The sequence below is a fragment of the Burkholderia sp. BCC1638 genome (genome assembly GCF_902833195.1).
Classification (GTDB): domain Bacteria; phylum Pseudomonadota; class Gammaproteobacteria; order Burkholderiales; family Burkholderiaceae; genus Burkholderia; species Burkholderia diffusa.
Genome location: NZ_CADFEC010000015.1, coordinates 38063 through 56196, shown reverse-complemented (window position 1 = coordinate 56196; position 18134 = coordinate 38063). Strand labels below are relative to the sequence as shown.

Here is an 18134-nt window from a genome sequence, read left to right as displayed (position 1 = left end):
GTGGCGCAGCTTACTGGCAAAGCGGCTGCCTTGTCGAGCCTGCGCCACCGGCTTCCGGCCCCGTTTCTCCCGCATCCGTGTCGCCCGCGCCGGCCGTTTCGCAACGCGCGCCGACGACCGTCGGCGTGATGAAGACGACCAGTTCGTTGCGCTGGTCGCGCCGCGCGCGGTGCCGGAAAAGCGCGCCCAGAACCGGTATTTTGCCCAAGAGCGGCACCCGCGTCACATCGTCCCGGTTCAACTGCTCGTAAATCCCGCCGATGGCGACCGTTCCGCCGTCCTCGACCTCGACGCGCGTCTGGACGTGCTTCGTATGAATCGCCGGGCCGGCCGCCGTCGGCTCGCCGATGCTGTCCTTCGTCACGTCCAGATCGAGCACGACGCGCCCGTCGGGCGTGATCTGCGGCTCGACCTCGAGCTTCAGCGTCGCGCGGCGGAACTGCACGCCGCTCACGCCGTTGCCGACTTTCGCCTGATACGGCAGCTCCGAGCCCTGCTCGACGATCGCCTTCACGCGGTCGGCCGTCACCACGCGCGGGCTCGAAACGATCTGGCCCCGGCCCTGCGCCTCGAGCGCGCTCAATTCGACGTCGAGCACGCGGCTGAGCGGCGCGGCGAACAACGTGAAGCCGGCCGTCGCCGCCTCGAAGCCGCCGAGCGGTCGCGCGGCCAGGTCGAGCGCGTTGCGTGTGTCCGTCACGGTCGCCGCCCCATCTGCAGCGGGAGCCCGCCCCTGGGCGCGCAGCGCGACGCGTGCGCCGAGGTTGCGCGAGAACCCCTGCTCGCCCTCGACGATGCGCGCCTCGATCCGGACCTGCCGCGACGGCCGGTCGATCGCGTCGATCAGGCCCGCGATCTGCTCGATGCGCGGCGCCAGATCGGTGACGAACAACAAGTTCATGCGCGGATCGGCCGCCGCGGCGCCGCGCTTCGACAGCAGGCGCTGGCCGGTCGCCCCGGCCAGCAACCGCTGCACGTCCTGCGCACGCGGGTAATGCAGCACGAAGGTTCGGCTCGCGAGCGGCTCCAGCTCGGCCGCGCGTGCGTGCGTTTCGAAGCGCTCGCGCTCCCGCGCGGCGACTTCGGCCGCCGGCGTGACCCAGATCACGTTGCCGCGCCGGGACATCGCCAGCCCGTGCGTGTCGAGCAACGTATCGAACGCATCGCGCCAGCGGACATTGTTCAGACGTAATGTCACGGTGCCGCGCACCTGCTCGCCGACGACGATGTTCAGCCCGGTGAATCGCGCGAGCGCGTCGAATGCGGCCGCGAGGCCGGCGCCCTGCAGATTCAGCGAGATTCGCCGCGCGTCGTCCGCATCGCCGGGGTGCCGCGCCGCGGCGTCGCTCATGCGCGTCGGCGGAGGCAATGGAATCGGCGGCCCTTCCAGCTGGGGCGCGGGTGCCGGAGTGTTCGCCTGAAGCGCTGCGCGCGCCGCCTGCTCGAACGGCAGTGGACCATCGTGCGCGGGCGCGCCACCGCTCACGCCGCTCACGCCGCCCACGCCGTCGGGCACGCCCTGCGGCAGCGGCGTGTCCTCGGCATACGCCCGTATCGACCCGATCGGCCAGCCGGCCGGCGGCAAAGGCGGTAGCGCCGCGTCCACGGCGGCCACGCTCGACCCGGCCCAGAATGCGATCACCCACCATCCATACTTCGTCATGAGTGGCCTCCGTCGTCCACGACGAGCCGGCGTGCGCCATCGGCCGTCGCGACCGTCACGGCACCGGTTTCGACGCTCACCACACGCGATACCCCGAACGCCTCGCCCGGCGCAACGGTCGCGAATGCGCCATCGCCGGCGTCGAACAGCGCAAGCCCGGTGCGTCCGTCGCGAATGGTGCCGGCCAGGCGCGGCGTCATATCGTCAGCCACCGTCGGCGAACCGGCTCCGCCGAAGGGATCGTCACTCCGCGCGCCGACAAGCACCGCCTCCGCGCCATCCGGAACCCGGCCCCCCGACAGCGCCGGAAACACGTCGATCGTCATGTCCACCCGCGACTCGGGCGGTTTCCTCTCGATATGCAGCCCGGACGGCACCACCAGCACCGGGAAACTCGCCAGCCCGCCCATCAGGCGCAGCAGCGCCGGAAAACCGCCTTCCGCGACGATCCGCACCGTGCGCCGGCCATCCGGCGCCGCATCGTCAGTGCGCCGCGGTTCGATCGACACAACCCGCAGTCCGCTTCCTCGGACCACGTCAGCCAGCTCCAGCATCAGCGCGGGCCACCCCGGCGCAGGCGGTGAGCTGGCGTCGTGCCCGGCAGCCGGGCCCATATCGCGCCGCGGCGCGGCGGCCGCGAGCAGCCGTTGTGCGTCGGCGGCCCGTATCTGCGCCGTTGTCAGCAATGCATGACTGCGTGCGAGTCCGCTTCCATCGACGGCATTCATCAGATAAACGCCCACCCCCATCACGAACGCGAATGCGAGCGCACAACCAACGGCGTGCACGGCGGCCGGCGACATTCGCGTCACGCGGCCGAGCCACTCGGCGCCGTCAGGCATGGACTGATGCATGATCGCCGTCATGCGCCGCCTCCCGTTGCCGTCTGTCGCGGCGGCGCGTCGTGCCAGCGCACCTGCACGGAGAAACGGAACGGCACGGCCGAACCCGCGACCGGCGTGGCCGAACCCGCGACCGGCGTGGCCGAAGCCGGTGTCAGCGCACCGATGTCGAAGCGCCAGTCGCGCTGCTCCGCCGCGATGCGTGCGAGCCACCGCGCGGCCGTCCGGTAACTCGTCGCGCGCGCGTCGAGTTCGGCACCGGACGATGTCGTACGCAATGCGTCGAGGTGAACGGTGTCGTCACGCACCTGCGCCAGCGTCGCCAGCAGTCCGGCAACGCGCCGATACGGCGCGGCAAGCACGGCCGCTCGTGCATCACGTTGCGCGAGATCGGCTGCCGCGCCGGCGGTGCGCCGTGCGGCATCGACCTGCGGCTGCAATTGCCGCAACCGCGCCTCCACTCGCGTGCGCTCGGCATCCACGCGCCATCGCCACGCTGTCGCCGCCCCTGTCCAGATTCCGGCCCCGAGTGCGCCGAGCACGATCGCCGCCCCGCATTGCGCGGCACGGCGCCGCCGCAGCGCCTGCGCCAGCCGCTCACGGTATGGCAGCAAATTGAAGCCCCCGAGCGCGGCATGGCCGGCGGCAGCCCGCCCGAACCCCATATCGGCCATCACTCCCACACCCCGCGCAGCGCCAGCCCGATCGCGAGGGCAAACGCCGGACCGCCCGGCGCGCCGGCGGGCACGCCCGGCAGACCGTCCCATCCGGTGCAGTCGAACGGCACCACGGCCACCCCGAGCGCATCGCCGATATCGGCGGCCGACGTGCCACAGCGGGCGATGCAGCGCTCGTCGCCGGCCACGAGCACGCAGCGCACCGGCTCGAACACGCACTGGCGCAATGCGTCCGGCAACGCCGCCCGCGCGTCGCCGGACAGCGCGAGCACCGGTGCGGCGATCGCGCCGTCGATCCGCCAGCCGCGCACGCCCGTGTCGTTGAACCAGAATGCGGCATACGGGCCGTGCGCGTCGGGCTCGAACTGCGCGGCATAGCGCAACGCGCGCAGCGCGGCAGCCGACTCGCCGTCGACGGCCGTCAGATCGATGCCGGCCTGCGCGGCCACGTCGATCCGCCGCTCGAGCAATGCCTGCGGCGCCACGGCGACCGCAATCTCGCCCCGGCACGCGTCGTCGTCCTGCCGCCAGTCGAACGCGAAGTCGTCAGGTGCCAACCCCGAGATCCGTTCGGCCGCCTGCCGGGCGGCGTCCGCGATGTCGTCGCGCCCGGCCAGATCAAGCGTCGCGGTCTGCATCTCGTCATCGCGCAGCGCCATCACGCCGCGCGCGTCGCAGCGCACGCCCGCCGCCGACAGCCGCGACACCGCCGCCGCCAACGCACGTGCGACCGCGGCCCAGCGCGCGTCCTCCGGCCCGCCCGCCAGTCCGACCGGCTCCCGCTCGAGTCCTTCGACCAGCACATCCGCAGTCCGGCCGCGCCGGCTCAGCACGGCCACCCTCACCTCGTCCGCCCCGACGTCGATGCCCGTCGAACGGTGCCTGCCCGGCGCGAACCGCGCCGCCCATCGTCCTGCCATCCCTGCCTCCCGCGATCGTCGCGGCCCACGCCGCGTTTCCGAGGCCTGATTCTGCAAAGCGGCGCGCGCGCCAGACAGTCGGCCGAACGGCCAGTCGTGGCACGGAGCGGCCGCGCAGAGGCCATACTGGCGGCACCGCGATCCGCCACGTGTCGGCGGACGTCCCCCGCGTCAGGGGCCGTCTTACCGGGCAGCTATAATCGCGGGACTGTTTTCCGGTATGCCTATGCAATCCACGTCTCCTACGTCCCCGCCTCCCGCGCCCGAGCCGAAGAAGCGGTCCTGGTGGCTGAAAGTCCTGATCGGCCTCGCCGCGATGTGCGTGGCCCTCGTCGTGGCGGGCGGCCTCGTGCTCGGCTACGCGCTCGTCGTCGCGTGGCCGAACATGCCGTCGCTCGACGCGCTGACCGACTATCGTCCGAAGGTACCGCTGCGGATCTACACGTCGGATCACGTGCTGATCGGCGAATTCGGCGAGGAACGCCGCGACATCGTCCATTTCAAGGACGTGCCCGACTCGCTCAAGAAGGCGATCCTCGCGATCGAGGACGCGCGCTTCTACGATCACGGCGGCGTCGACCTCACCGGCATCGCCCGCGCCGGCTTCGTCGCGCTGACGAACGGCCATGCGTCGCAGGGCGCGAGCACGATCACGATGCAGGTCGCGCGCAACTTCTTCCTGTCGAGCGAAAAGACCTACACGCGCAAGATCTACGAGATGCTGCTCGCGTACCGGATCGAGCGCGCGCTGACGAAGGATCAGATTCTCGAGGTCTACATGAATCAGATCTATCTCGGCCAGCGTGCGTATGGCTTCGCGAGCGCCGCGCGGGTCTATTTCGGCAAGGACCTCAAGGACATCACGCTCGCGGAAGCGGCAATGCTCGCGGGGCTGCCGAAGGCGCCGTCCGCGTATAACCCGGTCGTCAATCCGAAGCGCGCGAAGGTGCGCCAGGAATACATCCTGCAACGGATGCTCGAGCTGAACTTCATCACGCGCGAGCAGTACGACGAAGCCGTCGCGCAGCCGCTCGTCGTCAAGGGCGCGGGCCGCGAGTTCAGCGTGCACGCCGAGTACGTCGCGGAAATGGTCCGTCAGATGATGTACGCGCAGTACCGCGAGGAAACCTACACGCGCGGCTTCAACGTCGTCACGACGATCGACTCCGCCGACCAGCAGGTCGCGTACACCGCGCTGCGCAAGGGCATCATGGATTACGAGCGCCGCCACGGCTATCGCGGGCCGGAAGGCTTCATCGAGCTGCCGGCCGGCGCCGACGACCGCGAACAGGCGATCGACGACGCGCTGCTCGAGCACCCCGACAACGGCGAACTCGTCGCGGCGGTCGTCACCGCCGCAACTTCGCGCCAGATCACCGTCGCCTTCATCGACGGCAGCAGCGCGACGATCGAAGGCGACAACCTGCGATTCGCGTCGGGCGCGCTGTCGGCCAGCGCGCAGCCGAACCGCCGCATCCGGCCGGGCGCGATCGTCCGGGTCGTGAAGAACGACGCAGGCAAGTGGGCGATCACGCAGTTGCCGCAGGTCGAAGGCGCGTTCATCTCGATCGTCCCGCAGGACGGTGCGATCCGCTCGCTCGTCGGCGGCTTCGACTACAACAAGAACAAGTTCAACCACGTCACGCAGGCGTGGCGGCAACCGGGTTCGTCGTTCAAGCCGTTCATCTACTCGGCGTCGCTCGACAAGGGCCTCGGGCCGGCCACGGTGATCAATGACGGCCCGCTGTATTTCAGCGCCGCGGAAACCGGCGGCCAGCCGTGGGAGCCGAAGAACTACGGTGGCGGCTTCGAAGGCCCGATGTCGATGCGCACCGCGCTGCAGCGCTCGCGCAATCTCGTGTCGATCCGGATCCTGAACCACATCGGCACGAAGTACGCGCAGCAGTACATCACGCGCTTCGGCTTCGACGCCGACCGCCATCCGGCGTATCTGCCGATGGCGCTCGGCGCGGGCCAGGTCACGCCGTTGCAGATGGCCGGCGCGTACTCGGTGTTCGCGAACGGCGGCTTCCGCGTGAATCCGTACCTGATCGCCGAAGTGACCGATCCGAATGGCGCGATCGTCGCCCGCGCGCAGCCGCTCATCGCCGAGCAGAACGCGCCGCGCGCAATCGACGCGCGCAACGCGTACGTGATGAACAGCCTGCTGCAGAGTGTCGCGCAGCGCGGCACGGGCGCGCGCACGAACGTGCTGAAGCGCACCGACCTCGCCGGCAAGACCGGTACGACGAACGATTCGCACGACGCATGGTTCGCCGGCTACCAGCACACGCTCGCGGCGATCGCGTGGATCGGCTACGACAATCCGCGCAGCCTCGGCGATCGCGAAACCGGCGGCGGCCTGTCGCTGCCGGTCTGGATCGACTACATGGGCGCGGCGCTGAAGGGCACGCCGGAGTTCAAGCCGACGATGCCGGACGACGTCCAGGCGCTCGGCAGCGAGCTTTACTTCACCGAGTTCACGCCGGGACACGGCTTCGTGTCGACGGTCGGCGTGCCGCAGGCGCCGGCAATGCAAAACACCGACGAACCCGTGCCGCACGTCGACGAGCAGGAGAAGCAGGACATCATGAACCTGTTCCGCGGCCATTGACACGAACGGCCGAGCATGAAAAAAGCGCCCCGCAGGGCGCTTTTTTCTTGTGCTTCGATCCGGCGTATCGGGCGCCCGGCCGGGCGAGCGCCGGACGTTACGCGCCGAACGTGATCGGCTGGCCGGCCTGTTGCGTCGCGTACTCTGTGAGCGCCGCGAAGAACTCGGAGCCGGTGCGCGTATCGCGCCATTCGCCGTCGACGAAACGGTAATGGAATCCGCCCGCCTTCGCGGCGATCCACAGTTCCTTCATCGGCGGCTGGAGATTGATGATGATCTTCGAGCCGTTCTCGAACGTCAGCGTCAGCACGCTGCCGTTGCGCTCCAGATCGATGTCGTGGTCGCCGTCGTTCGCGGCATCCACGGTACGCTCGACGGCCGCCAGCACGGCCTCGGCACGGGCCAGGTATTCAGTATCGGACATGCTAAACTCTATCGGTTAAATTGTTCAGGGACGATCATGCGAGTCGTTTTCCGGATGAGCGCGATTGTAGCGGCTTTGGCGATACTTGCCGGCTGCGGTCAACGCGGCCCGCTCTATCTGCCCACCGTGCCGCCGTTGCCGGCGAAGCCCATCCAGCAGCAGGACACCCCGCCATCGGACGTCATGCCGACCGATGAAAACGCGTCGACCGAAAGCATTCCCGATTCTTCCGGCACGCCGCTCACACTGTCGCCGGAACTGTCGAGCAATGCGTCGAAGGCCGCGACGCCCGCATCCGGCCCGGCTGTCGCGCAGTAATCGCACGCCGCCGCTCGCGCGGTTTCGTTCGCAACAAAGGCGATGACTTCCCGTCATCGCCTTTTGTTTTTTTCAGGCCCGCATCGTCATGCACGGATGCGCCGCCAGCCCCATTCAAGCAGCCGCCAGCCGAGCAGCACCGCGACGATCGTCGCGTAGAGCTTCGGCTGCGCGAGATTGTGCTTGCCTGCCCTCATCCACCAGAAATGCAGCACGCCGAGCAGCGCAATCGCATAGATTGCGCGATGCAGCGTCGTCCAGTGACGGCCGAGCCGGCGCACCATCGCGCGCGGCGACGTCGCGGCCAGCGGAATCAGCAGCACGAACGCGGCGAAGCCGACCGTGATGAACGGACGCTTGCCGACGTCCTTCAGGATCGCGAGCACGTCGAACCACTTGTCGAACCACAGATACGTCGTGAAATGCAGCGTCGCGTAAAAGAACGCGAACAGGCCGATCATCCGACGAAAGCGCAGCAACGCGGGAACGCCCGTCACGCGCCGAATCGGCGTGACGGCGAGCGTGATGCAGAGCATCACCAGCGTCCAGAGGCCCGTCGAACGCGTGACGAACTCGATCGGGTTCGCGCCGAGCCGGTCGGTCAGCCCGAACAGCACGAGACGCGCGAGCGGATAGAGGCCCGCCGCGAACACCAGCACCTTGGCGGGGGCAAGCCAGCGCGGCGAGGCGGTACGCGCCGCGCCGGCACCACCGGCGGCAGCCGTGCGCATGCCGGACGCGCGCGCGGGCGTCAGCGTGGAGGAAGGAATGTCGTTTCTCACCGGCGCGCTCAGAAGTTCTTTTTCAGGTCCATGCCCTGATACATCGACGCGACGAGATCGCCGTAGCCGTTGAACATCAGCGTCTTGCGCTTCGGCGTGAAGAAGCCGTCCTCGCCGATCCGGCGCTCGGTCGCCTGGCTCCAGCGCGGGTGATCGACGTTCGGGTTCACGTTCGAATAGAAGCCGTATTCGTTCGACGCATACGTGTTCCAGCTCGTCTTCGGCTGCTTGTCGACGAAGCGGATCTTCACCAGCGACTTCGCGCTCTTGAAGCCGTACTTCCACGGCACGACGATCCGCACCGGCGCGCCGTTCTGGTTCGGCAGCACCTGGCCGTACACGCCCATCGTCAGCAGCGTCAGCGGATTCATCGCCTCGTCCATCCGCAGCCCTTCCGAGTACGGCCAATCGAGCACCGGCGCCGACAGCCCAGGCATCTGCGACGGATCGGCCAGCGTGATGAATTGCACGTATTTCGCGTTGCCGGTCGGCTGTACGCGTTTGATCAGCTCGGACAGCGGCACGCCGACCCACGGGATCACCATCGACCATCCTTCGACGCAACGCAGCCGGTACACGCGCTCCTCGAGCGGTGCGAGCTTCAGCAGTTCGTCGAGATCGAACACCTTCGGGTGCAGCACCTCGCCCTCGACGCTCACGCGCCACGGGCGCGGCCGCAGCGTGCCCGCGTTCTGGGCCGGGTCGCTCTTGTCGGTGCCGAATTCGTAGAAGTTGTTGTAGGACGTGATGTCCTTGAACGGCGTCACCTTGTCGGCCGCGACGAACCTAGGGTTGGTTTTCGCCGCGAGCTTCGCGGCCCGCGCGTCCGGCGACGCATAGGCCGCGAATGCCGCGCCGCTGCCGCCGAGCAATCCGCCCGCCGCCGCCAGGCCGGCGGCCTGCAATACGCGCCGCCGGTTCTCGAATACCGCGCGCGGCGTAATCTGGCTCTGCGCGATATCACCGCCGGTCAGTACGGTGCGCAAAGAGTGTTTGATCCACATCGTGCTGCTCCTCCTGCATGCGCGGCGCGCACGCTTCATGAGCGTTCGACCCGACCCGTGCTGCGCCGTTCGACGCCCGGACCGCCCGCCCGTTACAAAAGAAAACCGCCGGGCACGCAGTGCGCCGGCGGTCTTTTGTCGGACCAACGTCGGAAATCTTACAGCTTGCCGTAGCTATGCAGCCCGGACAGGAACATGTTGACGCCGAGGAACGCGAACGTCGTCACGAGCAGGCCCGTGAGCGCCCACCAGGCGGCGACCGCGCCGCGCAGGCCCTTCATCAGGCGCATGTGCAGCCAGGCCGCGTAGTTGAGCCACACAATCAGCGCCCAGGTTTCCTTCGGATCCCAGCTCCAGTAACCGCCCCATGCTTCAGCGGCCCACAGCGCGCCGAGGATCGTCGCGATCGTGAAGAACGCGAAACCGACCGCGATCGACTTGTACATCACGTCGTCGAGCACCTCGAGCGTCGGCAGGCGATCGGCGAGCACGCCGCGCTCCTTCATCAGGTACGCGACCGACACCATCGCCGACAGCGCGAAGCTGCCGTAGCCGATGAAGTTCGCCGGCACGTGAATCTTCATCCACCAGCTCTGCAGCGCCGGCACGAGCGGCTGGATCTGCTGCGCATCGCGCGCGACCGAGTACCACATCAGGAAGCCGACGGCCGCGCTGATGACCAGCAGCACGAACGCGCCAAGCGAGCGCGTGCCGTAGTGGCCTTCGTAATACAGGTAAAGCAGTGCGGTGATCAGGCTGAACAGCACGAAGACTTCATACAGATTCGACACCGGGATATGCCCGACGTCGGCACCGATCAGGTAGGACTCGTACCAGCGCACCATCAGGCCGGTGAAACCCATCAGCACCGCGACCCACGTCAGTTTCTGGCCAATCGCGGAGCCCGATTCGGAGCGCGCGAGCAGGCCGATCCAGTAGAAGATCGTCGCGAGCACGAACAGCGCGCTCATCCACAGGATCGCGGACTGGCTCGACAGGAAGTACTTGAGGAAGAACGCCGAATCGGCGCGCGCGAGATCGCCCTGGTAGATCTGGATCGACAGCAGCGACAGCACCGCGATCGACGCCATCATCAGCCGCGCAGGCTTCCAGCGCCAGCCGAGCACGACAAGCGCCGGCACCGTGCCGATCATCACCGCCTTGTCGTAGTAATTCATGTGTTCGTTGTAATGCACGAACGCATAGCCCGCGCCGACCACGAGTGCCAGGGCGAACAGCCAGTCGATGATCGACAGGCGCGCGAGGAACGGACGGTCGTCGAACAACGGCGCCGGATTCGGGGCCTGGACCGGCCCCGAACGGGAAGAGGAAACTTGAGTGAGATCCATGATGTTACCGGGTGGAATTCTCGGAATCGGAACCGTCGCCGGCGGGCGAACGGGCAGTCGCTGCCGCACCGGCGGGTGCGGCGTCGCGCGGCGTGGCGCGCAAGGCGGCGCCGGCCGCGTCGCGCGTCTGCACGAATTCTTTCTCGAAATCGAAGGTCTTGCGGGCCGTGGACATCGCCATCACCACATCGACGCCCGAACCGGCGTCCTTGAGCCAGAACCACAGGCGCCGCTCGCGCACGTAGAACATCGAGAAGATGCCGGCGACCAACAGCAGGCTGCCAAGATACACCAGATTCTTGCCGGGTGCGCGCGTCAGCTGAAATACCGAAGCTTGGACCTGCTTGAAGGAGTCGAGCTGCAAATAGACCGGCGATCCGTACAAGAAGCTGTCGGATAGCGCATTGATCGCGTTCTGCACGAAGCGGATCGTGTCGGTGCCCTGCTGGGCGGCCGGCTCACCGGCACGCTCGCGCGCGATCTGCCAGACTTCCCACATCGAACCCTCGAGCATGCGCAGCAGCAGGCTGGCCGCCTTTTCCTGCTCGGCCTTCGGCACCGAGCGGTCGATGAACGTCGCCACCGCCTGGAAGCCGCCGACCGGCTGGCCGTCGGCGCCGCGGCCGACGCTGTCGTCGCTCGCCGCAAAAAGGGTCAGCACCTTGAACGCACTGTCCTGCAGGCGGCCGCGCAGCGACGCTTCGGTCGTCGGCAGCGAACGCTGCGCGAAACGTGCGGCGGCATCGGCACGCACGGCCGGATCCTCGAGCGCGGCGCGCAGTCGCATCCATTCGCCGATCGAATCCTGGCTGTCGGCCGGAATCCGCATGTAGCGGAACGGATCGTTCGGGCTCGCGCGCACGCCGGCGAGGAACACGCGCGTGCCGCCCATGTCGACGGGCAGCATGTAGTTGTTGAATTCGCGCGCCTGGCCGTCCTTGCCGCGAATCTTGTACTGCACCGACGGGCCGATGTTGTGGAGCTGCATCGGCTTCGACGTCTTCGCGCCCGAACCGAGCCGCTCGTCGAACGCTTCCTTGAGCGACTCCGTCTTCGCGACGCCGCGCACGTCCGGCTTGCCGTTCGCGTCCGCCATGTTCTCGACGTTGATCGCGCGGAAGTCGGAGAATTCGATCGTGTCGCCATCGCTGCCCGCCATCTGCAGCGGCGCCGTGCTGCCGATCGTGCCCTTCACCGCGAAGGTCTTCGCGTTGCCGCCCGTCATCGGGTAGGCCGTCATCTCCATCTGCGAGCCGCCGTCCTGGAAGCTCGACTGGTAGATGGACACGCCCTTGTACGTGAACGGCTTGTTGACCTCGACGCGCGCCGGGATCTTCTGGCCCGTCTCGCGATCGATCACGACGATGTCGCTCGCGAACAGCTTCGGCATCCCCGTCGTGTAGTAATCGACGATGAACTTGTTGAGCTGGATCGAGAAGGGCAGGTCCTGGATCAGCGAACCGCTCGGCTGGTTCAGGATCGCGGTCGACACGAACTGGCCTTCCGGCACCCACGCGTAGCCGCGGAAGGTCGGGTTCGACGCGGACAACCGATGGTCGGGCGAGATTTCGCTGATCGTCGCGCTCGTGTTGACCGGGCTCTTGCCGAACATCCACATCTGGAATTTGATCGGCAGGTTGCTGTCCAGCAGGCCGCCGATACAGATCACGACGATCGCAAGGTGCGCGGAGATGTAGCCCCACTTCGTCAGCGCGCCGCGTTTCGCGGAGATCAGCGTTGCACCGTCGGTTTCACGCACGACCTGCTTGTAGCCGGCCTTGGTGACGAACGTGGCAAGCGAGGCCGCGACGGTCGCGCGCGTGCCGGACGCCGAGTATTCGGCCTTGTGGTGGAAGGCGCGCAGGCTGCCTTCGCGCACCTTGTCCTTCCAGCTCTTCGCGTCGGCAAGCATCTTCGGCGCGTTGCGGATCACACACAGCGAGATCGACACGACGAGGAAGATCAGGATCAGCATGAACCACCACGCGCTGTACACGTTGTACAGGCCCAGCGAGCGGAAGATGTCCGCCCAGAATGGCCCGAACTGGTTCACGTAGTTCGGATACGGGTCATCCTGGGTCAGGACCGTCCCGACGATGCTCGCGATCGACAGCACCACCAACAGTGCGATCGCGAAGCGCATCGAGCTCAGCAACTCGACCGCGCGCCTGGACGCACTTTGACCCGACTTCGACTGCAACCCCGACGTGGTAACGCTCATTCAAACTCCGACTAAGGGGAAACAGCCCCCACGCTCACTATGTTCGCTGCCCCCAAGGGGGCGGTCAGCACTCTTGGGACGGCCCGGCGAGTGCCGACAAAAAAGGGCGAGGCAACCGCAACGGTGCGGCGCCCCACCCTTTTCTTGTTCTGACTCCGGCCGCCCTTCGGGCGCCCGGTCATTCCATTCGCGACCGTCCGTTCAACGCAGGCCCGCGATGTAATCCGCGACGGCCTTGATCTCGTTGTCCGACAGTCGCGATGCGATCTGATGCATCGCCTCGTTGTTGTTGCGCGCGCCGGCACCCTGCTGGAACGCGGTCAATTGGGCCACCGTGTAATCGGCCCACTGCCCCGACAAACGCGGGTACTGGACCGGAATCCCCTGCCCCGTCGGCCCGTGGCAGCTCGCGCAGGCGGGCACACCCTTTTCCGCGATGCCGCCGCGATAAATCTTCTGGCCGATCGGCACGGTCGCCGCATCGCGTGCGGTACCGAGCTTCGTGGACTGCGATCCGTAATACGCGGCGACGTTGCGCATGTCGTCCGCGCTCAACGCGCTCGCAAACCCGACCATCACCGGATTGGTCCGCGCCGGCCCCTTCGCACCCGGCTGGGCCTTGAAGTCGTTCAACTGCTTGACCAGATATTCGGGATGCTGGCCGGCGAGCTTCGGAAAACTGCCCGATGCGCTGTTGCCGTCGGCGCCGTGACACGACGCGCAGACTTGCCCGGCAATCGCCTTGCCGCGGTCCAGATCCGGCTTTGCCGCATCCGCCGCGTTTGCCTCCGCTACGAAACCTACGAACCCTGCTGCAACCTGAAGCACCATCAGAGACTTGCACAGTCGATTCATTCGCACACCCTGTTTCGTCTTGTGGGAATTTGAGGTTCTGCAAAAAACGACGTCGACCAGTCTACCGCAGAAGCTGCATAAAAGCGCGAGGCAGGCGCCCGCAGCCCTTCGGCAAAACCGGCGTATTGTACAATATCGCGCTGAAAGCTCCCGCGCCTATCGGGGCTACCCCGCCTCCACCAAGCGGCTCGCGCCGCCCCGTCCCTCCGGTTTCCCCCATGGCCTTTTTGCTCCATCAAGCCCGCTTCTACACGACCGTCAACCATCTGCGCGACCTGCCGCCGACGGTGCAACCGGAAATCGCGTTCGCGGGCCGCTCGAATGCCGGCAAATCGACGGCGATCAACGTGCTGTGCAATCAGAAGCGGCTCGCGTTCGCGTCGAAGACGCCCGGCCGCACGCAGCACATCAACTACTTCTCCGTCGGCCCGGCCGCCGAGCCCGTCGCGAACCTGGTCGACCTGCCCGGCTACGGTTACGCGGAAGTGCCGGGGGCCGCGAAGGCCCACTGGGAAATGCTGCTGTCGTCCTATCTCGCGACGCGTTCGCAGCTCTGCGGCCTGATCCTGATGATGGATTCGCGCCGCCCGCTGACCGACCTCGATCGCCGGATGATCGAGTGGTTCGCGCCGACCGGCAAGCCGATCCACACGCTGCTGACGAAGTGCGACAAATTGACGCGCCAGGAAAGCATCAACGCGCTCCGTAACACGCAGAAGGGACTCGACGCGTATCGCGACCAGGGCGTGAAGGGCAAGCTGACCGTCCAGCTGTTCTCGGCGCTGAAGCGCACGGGGCTCGACGAGGCGCATGAGCTGATCGAGAGCTGGGTACGGCCGTCCGCCGCCGACGAAAAAGGCGAGCCTGTAGCACAATGAGCGGGCAACGCGCGGCCGGGATCGGCCGTGCGCACCTGACGGCACCTGCGAATTCGGCCGGCTCATAAAAAAACCCGCCGTTGAACGGCGGGTCAAACAGCCTAATCGAAAAACGACAGGCACCCGCTCAGGGAGGAGAAGCGGGGAGCTGCACGCGACGCGTGCCGCTCGATCGCTATCATATACCAACGATCTCGAAAATGACCTAAGGGTTCCGTAAGGTCCTTCTTGCCCTGATTTCTGCCAAATCGCCATGAGCTTCCATCCGCTTCATCGTCCGCGCCGGATGCGCCGCGACGACTTCTCCCGGCGCCTGATGCGCGAAAACCGCCTGACCACCGACGACCTGATCTACCCGGTGTTCGTCGTCGACGGTACCAACGAACGCCAGGCCGTCCCGTCGATGCCCGGCGTCGAGCGCGTGTCGGTCGATCTGCTGATGCATGTCGCCGAGCAGTGCGTCGAACTCGGCGTGCCCGTGCTGTCGCTGTTCCCGGCCATCGAGCCGTCGCTGAAAACGCCCGACGGCCGCGAAGCGGCCAATCCGGAAGGCCTGATCCCGCGCGCGGTGCGCGAGCTGAAGAAGCGTTTCCCCGAGCTCGGCGTGCTGACCGACGTCGCGCTCGATCCGTACACGAGCCACGGCCAGGACGGCGTGCTCGACGAAAACGGCTACGTGATCAACGACGACACGATCGAGATCCTGGTCGATCAGGCGCGCGCGCAGGCGGAAGCCGGCGTCGACATCGTCGCGCCGTCGGACATGATGGACGGGCGCATCGGCGCGGTCCGCGAGATGCTGGAAAGCGACGGCCATATCCATACGCGCATCATGGCCTATTCGGCCAAGTTCGCGTCGGCGTTCTACGGCCCGTTCCGCGATGCGGTCGGCTCGGCGTCCAATCTGGGCAAGGGCAACAAGATGACCTACCAGATGGATCCCGCGAACAGCGACGAAGCGCTGCGCGAAGTGCGCCTCGACATCGACGAAGGCGCCGACATGGTGATGGTCAAGCCCGGCATGCCGTATCTCGACATCGTGCGCCGCGTGAAGGACGAGTTCCGCTTCCCGACCTACGTGTACCAGGTGAGCGGCGAATACGCGATGCTGAAGGCCGCCGCGATGAACGGCTGGCTCGACCATGACAAGGTCGTGCTCGAATCGCTGCTCGCATTCAAGCGCGCGGGCGCCGACGGTGTCCTCACGTACTTCGCGCTCGACGCTGCCCGTCTGCTGAAAGCGCAGCGCTGAGCCGCACGACGGCGCATATCAAGAAAAACGGCGGGACACTTTATCGGTGTCCCGCCGTTTTGTATTTGTCGTCCGGTCGGCGTAGCAAGCGCCCATATGCACGGACGCGCGCGCCTTACACCGTCGGCACCGCCGCGCGATCGAGGCTGCGCAGGAACGTCTCGGCCGCCTGATAGCCGACCACGCGGCCGATCTCATTGCCGTTGCGATCGAAGAAAATGATGCCCGGCGGCCCGAACAGGTTGAAGCGCTTGAGGAGCGCCTGGTCGGCCGGATTGTTCGCGGTGACGTCCGCGCGCACCAGGTGAAGCTGCGCGAGCCGCGCCTGCACGCGCGAATCGGTGAACGTCAGATGCTCCATTTCCTTGCAGCTCACGCACCAGTCGGCATAGAAGTCGAGCATCACGGGTCGGCCCGACGTCTTCAGCAGCGCGTCGAGCTCGCCGCTGGAGCGCACCGCCGCGAACGCGGGGCCCGCCTGCCCGGCCGCCGCGCCGGCTGCCGACGCATCGCCCGACGCAACCGTGCGCGCCGCGAGTACGGCCAGCGGCTTCACGGGGTCGTTGGAGCCCGCCGCGAGCCCGACGAGCAGCGTCGCGGCCCAGATCGCGAGCGCTGCACCGAGGCCGCGACCGAGACGGCGCCAGATCGACGCGGCGCCGGCATGCGGCGTGAACAAGCCGAGCGCCGCCGCCGCGACGAGCAGCCACAGCGCAGCGAGCACCATCTTCAGCCCGCCCGCGAGCACCGGCCACACGATCCACAGCGCGGCGGCGAGCAGCACGATGCCGAAGAACACCTTCACGCCATCCATCCATGCGCCCGCGCGCGGCAGCACCGTGCCGGCACCGACGCCGACGACGAGCAGCGGCACGCCGAGCCCCAGCCCCATCGCGAACAGCGCGGCGCCGCCGAGCCATGCATTGCCGGTGTGCGCGATGAACGCGAGCACCGCGAACAGCGGCGCCGTCATGCACGCGCCGACGACCAGCGCCGACAACGCACCCATCGCGGCGACCGCGACGAAGTGCCCGCCCTGCCGCGCGCGCGAGGCTTCGGCCGCGCCGTTCTGCCAGCGCTCGGGCAACGCGATGTCCTTGCCGGAAATCAGCGATACCGCGAATGCCGTGAGCAACACGCCGAACGCGCCGAGCACCCACGGGTTCTGCAACCACGCGCCAAGGCTCTGGCCGACCAGCGCCGCCGCAATGCCCAGCACCGTATAGACGAGCGCCATGCCGACCACGTACGTCAGCGACAGCGCAAAGCCGCGCGCATGCGTCGCCCGCGTGCCCTGGCCGATGATGATCGCCGACACGATCGGAATCATCGGATACGAACAGGGCAGGAGACTCAGGACGACGCCCGCGACGAAATACAGCGCGACGATCGTGAAGAAGCCGTGCCCCTCGAGCAGCGACTGCGCGAAATCCGCGCTCGTGACCTTGTCGAACCAGTTGCCCGAGGCCGGTGCGCCATCGGCCGGCGCGGCCGCGCCCAGCGCCGCGCCGTCGACCTTTACGACGTGCTCCGCAGGCGGATAGCAGATCCCTTCGTCGGCGCACCCCTGCGACGTCACCGCGAGCTCGAACGGCCCCGCCGCCTGCTTGACCGGCACATGAATCACGACCTCGTCGCGATAGGTCTCGACTTCCTTCTGGAACGTCTGGTCGAACTTCACATGACCGGCCGGGAACAGTGGATCGCCGAGCGTCGCCTGCCCGCCCTTCACCGCGAAAGCGAACCGCTCGCGGTACAGGTAATAGCCATTGGCGACCTTGAAGCGGACGTCCACCTGCCCTGGCGCTTCGCTCGCGCTGAATTTGAATGCGACCGACGGATCGAGAAAATCGTCGGCCGCGCGCGCGACCGAGAGGCCGCCCAGCACGAACATGAACGACAACAGGACTGCGAGGACCCGCAGCGCGCGCACGCGCACGGAAAGCGCCATACCGTTAAACATGAAATAGACGTTGAGTTTCGCTGGTCACCCACTGGCCGTATGCGGCCGAAGCCGTCGCCTGCCACGAGACGATTTCCGGCGTCTCGTACGGATGATGCGCGAGAATAAATCGCTCCAGTTCGAGCGAGCGCACGGGGCTCGTCTTGAACAGCAACTGGATCTCGTCGGCCGCCTCGACCTTGCCCTGCCAGTGGTAGCGCGACTTGATCGCACCGAGCTCCGATACGCACGCGGCAAGCCGCGCATCGAGCGCGCCGTCGGCGAGCGCTGCAGCCGTCGCCGCATCCGGCACCGTCGTCAGCATCAACACCACCACCATACGCGCCCTCCTGGCTGGTTTTTACCGGCTTCCGCCGCCACGATCGGCCCATC

At 67.2% G+C, this 18134-nt stretch carries 16 protein-coding genes; 4 read left to right on the top strand and 12 right to left on the bottom strand.

Translation table 11 applies throughout. The features are described 5' to 3' along the window. Positions 1-10: 10 nt before the first annotated feature. Genes pilQ through HWX22_RS18880 form a run of 4 tightly spaced genes read right to left on the bottom strand, consistent with a single transcriptional unit; the run spans position 11 to position 4102 of the window. Positions 11-1663 (bottom strand): type IV pilus secretin PilQ, encoded by a 1653-nt coding sequence (pilQ, locus tag HWX22_RS18895; protein WP_175916205.1) that lies wholly within the window; start codon positions 1661-1663, stop codon positions 11-13. Continuing rightward, positions 1660-2529 carry a pilus assembly protein gene (locus HWX22_RS18890; RefSeq protein WP_175916204.1) on the bottom strand — a complete coding sequence of 290 codons (870 nt, stop codon included), beginning with the start codon at positions 2527-2529 and terminating at the stop codon, positions 1660-1662. Before HWX22_RS18890 ends, pilQ begins: the two co-directional genes overlap by 4 nt. After that, positions 2526-3170, bottom strand: coding sequence for a fimbrial protein (locus tag HWX22_RS18885; protein ID WP_175916222.1), 645 nt, complete (start codon positions 3168-3170; stop codon positions 2526-2528). Before HWX22_RS18885 ends, HWX22_RS18890 begins: the two co-directional genes overlap by 4 nt. 8 nt (positions 3171-3178) lie before the next feature. Further along, on the bottom strand, positions 3179-4102 hold the full coding sequence (locus HWX22_RS18880; protein ID WP_175916203.1) for a competence protein ComA: 924 nt from the start codon (positions 4100-4102) through the stop codon (positions 3179-3181). A gap of 220 nt (positions 4103-4322) precedes the next feature. Here HWX22_RS18880 and HWX22_RS18875 point away from each other — a divergent pair, with 220 nt between their 5' ends. After that, a complete protein-coding gene (locus HWX22_RS18875) occupies positions 4323-6716 on the top strand; it encodes a penicillin-binding protein 1A (protein ID WP_175916202.1) in 2394 nt (797 codons plus the stop codon). Between the two features lie 97 nt (positions 6717-6813). On the opposite strand, the gene cyaY is transcribed toward HWX22_RS18875, so the two are convergent. Continuing rightward, entirely contained in the window at positions 6814-7140 is a 327-nt protein-coding gene (gene cyaY, locus HWX22_RS18870; protein WP_059820871.1) for an iron donor protein CyaY, read from the bottom strand. A 36-nt stretch (positions 7141-7176) separates the two neighbouring features. Here cyaY and HWX22_RS18865 point away from each other — a divergent pair, with 36 nt between their 5' ends. Beyond that, the gene (locus tag HWX22_RS18865) at positions 7177-7458 is read left to right on the top strand and encodes a lipoprotein (protein ID WP_175916201.1); all 282 of its coding nucleotides are present in this window, start codon (positions 7177-7179) and stop codon (positions 7456-7458) included. 86 nt (positions 7459-7544) lie between these two features. Here HWX22_RS18865 and msrQ read toward each other — a convergent pair whose 3' ends face one another. The 5 genes from msrQ to HWX22_RS18840 form a co-directional block, all read right to left on the bottom strand. Further along, on the bottom strand, positions 7545-8228 hold the full coding sequence (msrQ, locus tag HWX22_RS18860; RefSeq protein ID WP_175916221.1) for a protein-methionine-sulfoxide reductase heme-binding subunit MsrQ: 684 nt from the start codon (positions 8226-8228) through the stop codon (positions 7545-7547). Positions 8229-8248: 20 nt separating this feature from the next. Continuing rightward, positions 8249-9244 carry a protein-methionine-sulfoxide reductase catalytic subunit MsrP gene (msrP, locus tag HWX22_RS18855; protein WP_175916200.1) on the bottom strand — a complete coding sequence of 332 codons (996 nt, stop codon included), beginning with the start codon at positions 9242-9244 and terminating at the stop codon, positions 8249-8251. 158 nt (positions 9245-9402) lie between these two features. Continuing rightward, the gene (ccsB, locus tag HWX22_RS18850; RefSeq protein ID WP_059692389.1) at positions 9403-10593 is read right to left on the bottom strand and encodes a c-type cytochrome biogenesis protein CcsB; all 1191 of its coding nucleotides are present in this window, start codon (positions 10591-10593) and stop codon (positions 9403-9405) included. Between the two features lie 4 nt (positions 10594-10597). After that, positions 10598-12814, bottom strand: coding sequence for a cytochrome c biogenesis protein ResB (locus HWX22_RS18845; protein ID WP_175916199.1), 2217 nt, complete (start codon positions 12812-12814; stop codon positions 10598-10600). Positions 12815-13015: 201 nt separating this feature from the next. Further along, entirely contained in the window at positions 13016-13669 is a 654-nt protein-coding gene (locus HWX22_RS18840; RefSeq protein WP_175908476.1) for a c-type cytochrome, read from the bottom strand. A 218-nt stretch (positions 13670-13887) separates the two neighbouring features. Here HWX22_RS18840 and yihA point away from each other — a divergent pair, with 218 nt between their 5' ends. Together yihA and hemB are read left to right on the top strand one after the other, a co-directional pair. After that, positions 13888-14547: a ribosome biogenesis GTP-binding protein YihA/YsxC gene (gene yihA, locus HWX22_RS18835; RefSeq protein ID WP_059505749.1), complete on the top strand. Its 660-nt coding sequence runs from the start codon at positions 13888-13890 to the stop codon at positions 14545-14547. A gap of 253 nt (positions 14548-14800) precedes the next feature. Beyond that, positions 14801-15799 carry a porphobilinogen synthase gene (gene hemB, locus HWX22_RS18830; RefSeq protein WP_059686546.1) on the top strand — a complete coding sequence of 333 codons (999 nt, stop codon included), beginning with the start codon at positions 14801-14803 and terminating at the stop codon, positions 15797-15799. A gap of 115 nt (positions 15800-15914) precedes the next feature. Here the strand turns inward: hemB and dsbD are convergent, their stop codons facing one another. Together dsbD and cutA are read right to left on the bottom strand one after the other, a co-directional pair. After that, the gene (gene dsbD, locus HWX22_RS18825) at positions 15915-17762 is read right to left on the bottom strand and encodes a protein-disulfide reductase DsbD (protein WP_175908468.1); all 1848 of its coding nucleotides are present in this window, start codon (positions 17760-17762) and stop codon (positions 15915-15917) included. Further along, the gene (gene cutA, locus HWX22_RS18820; protein WP_124607287.1) at positions 17755-18081 is read right to left on the bottom strand and encodes a divalent-cation tolerance protein CutA; all 327 of its coding nucleotides are present in this window, start codon (positions 18079-18081) and stop codon (positions 17755-17757) included. Before cutA ends, dsbD begins: the two co-directional genes overlap by 8 nt. Positions 18082-18134 lie beyond the last annotated feature (53 nt).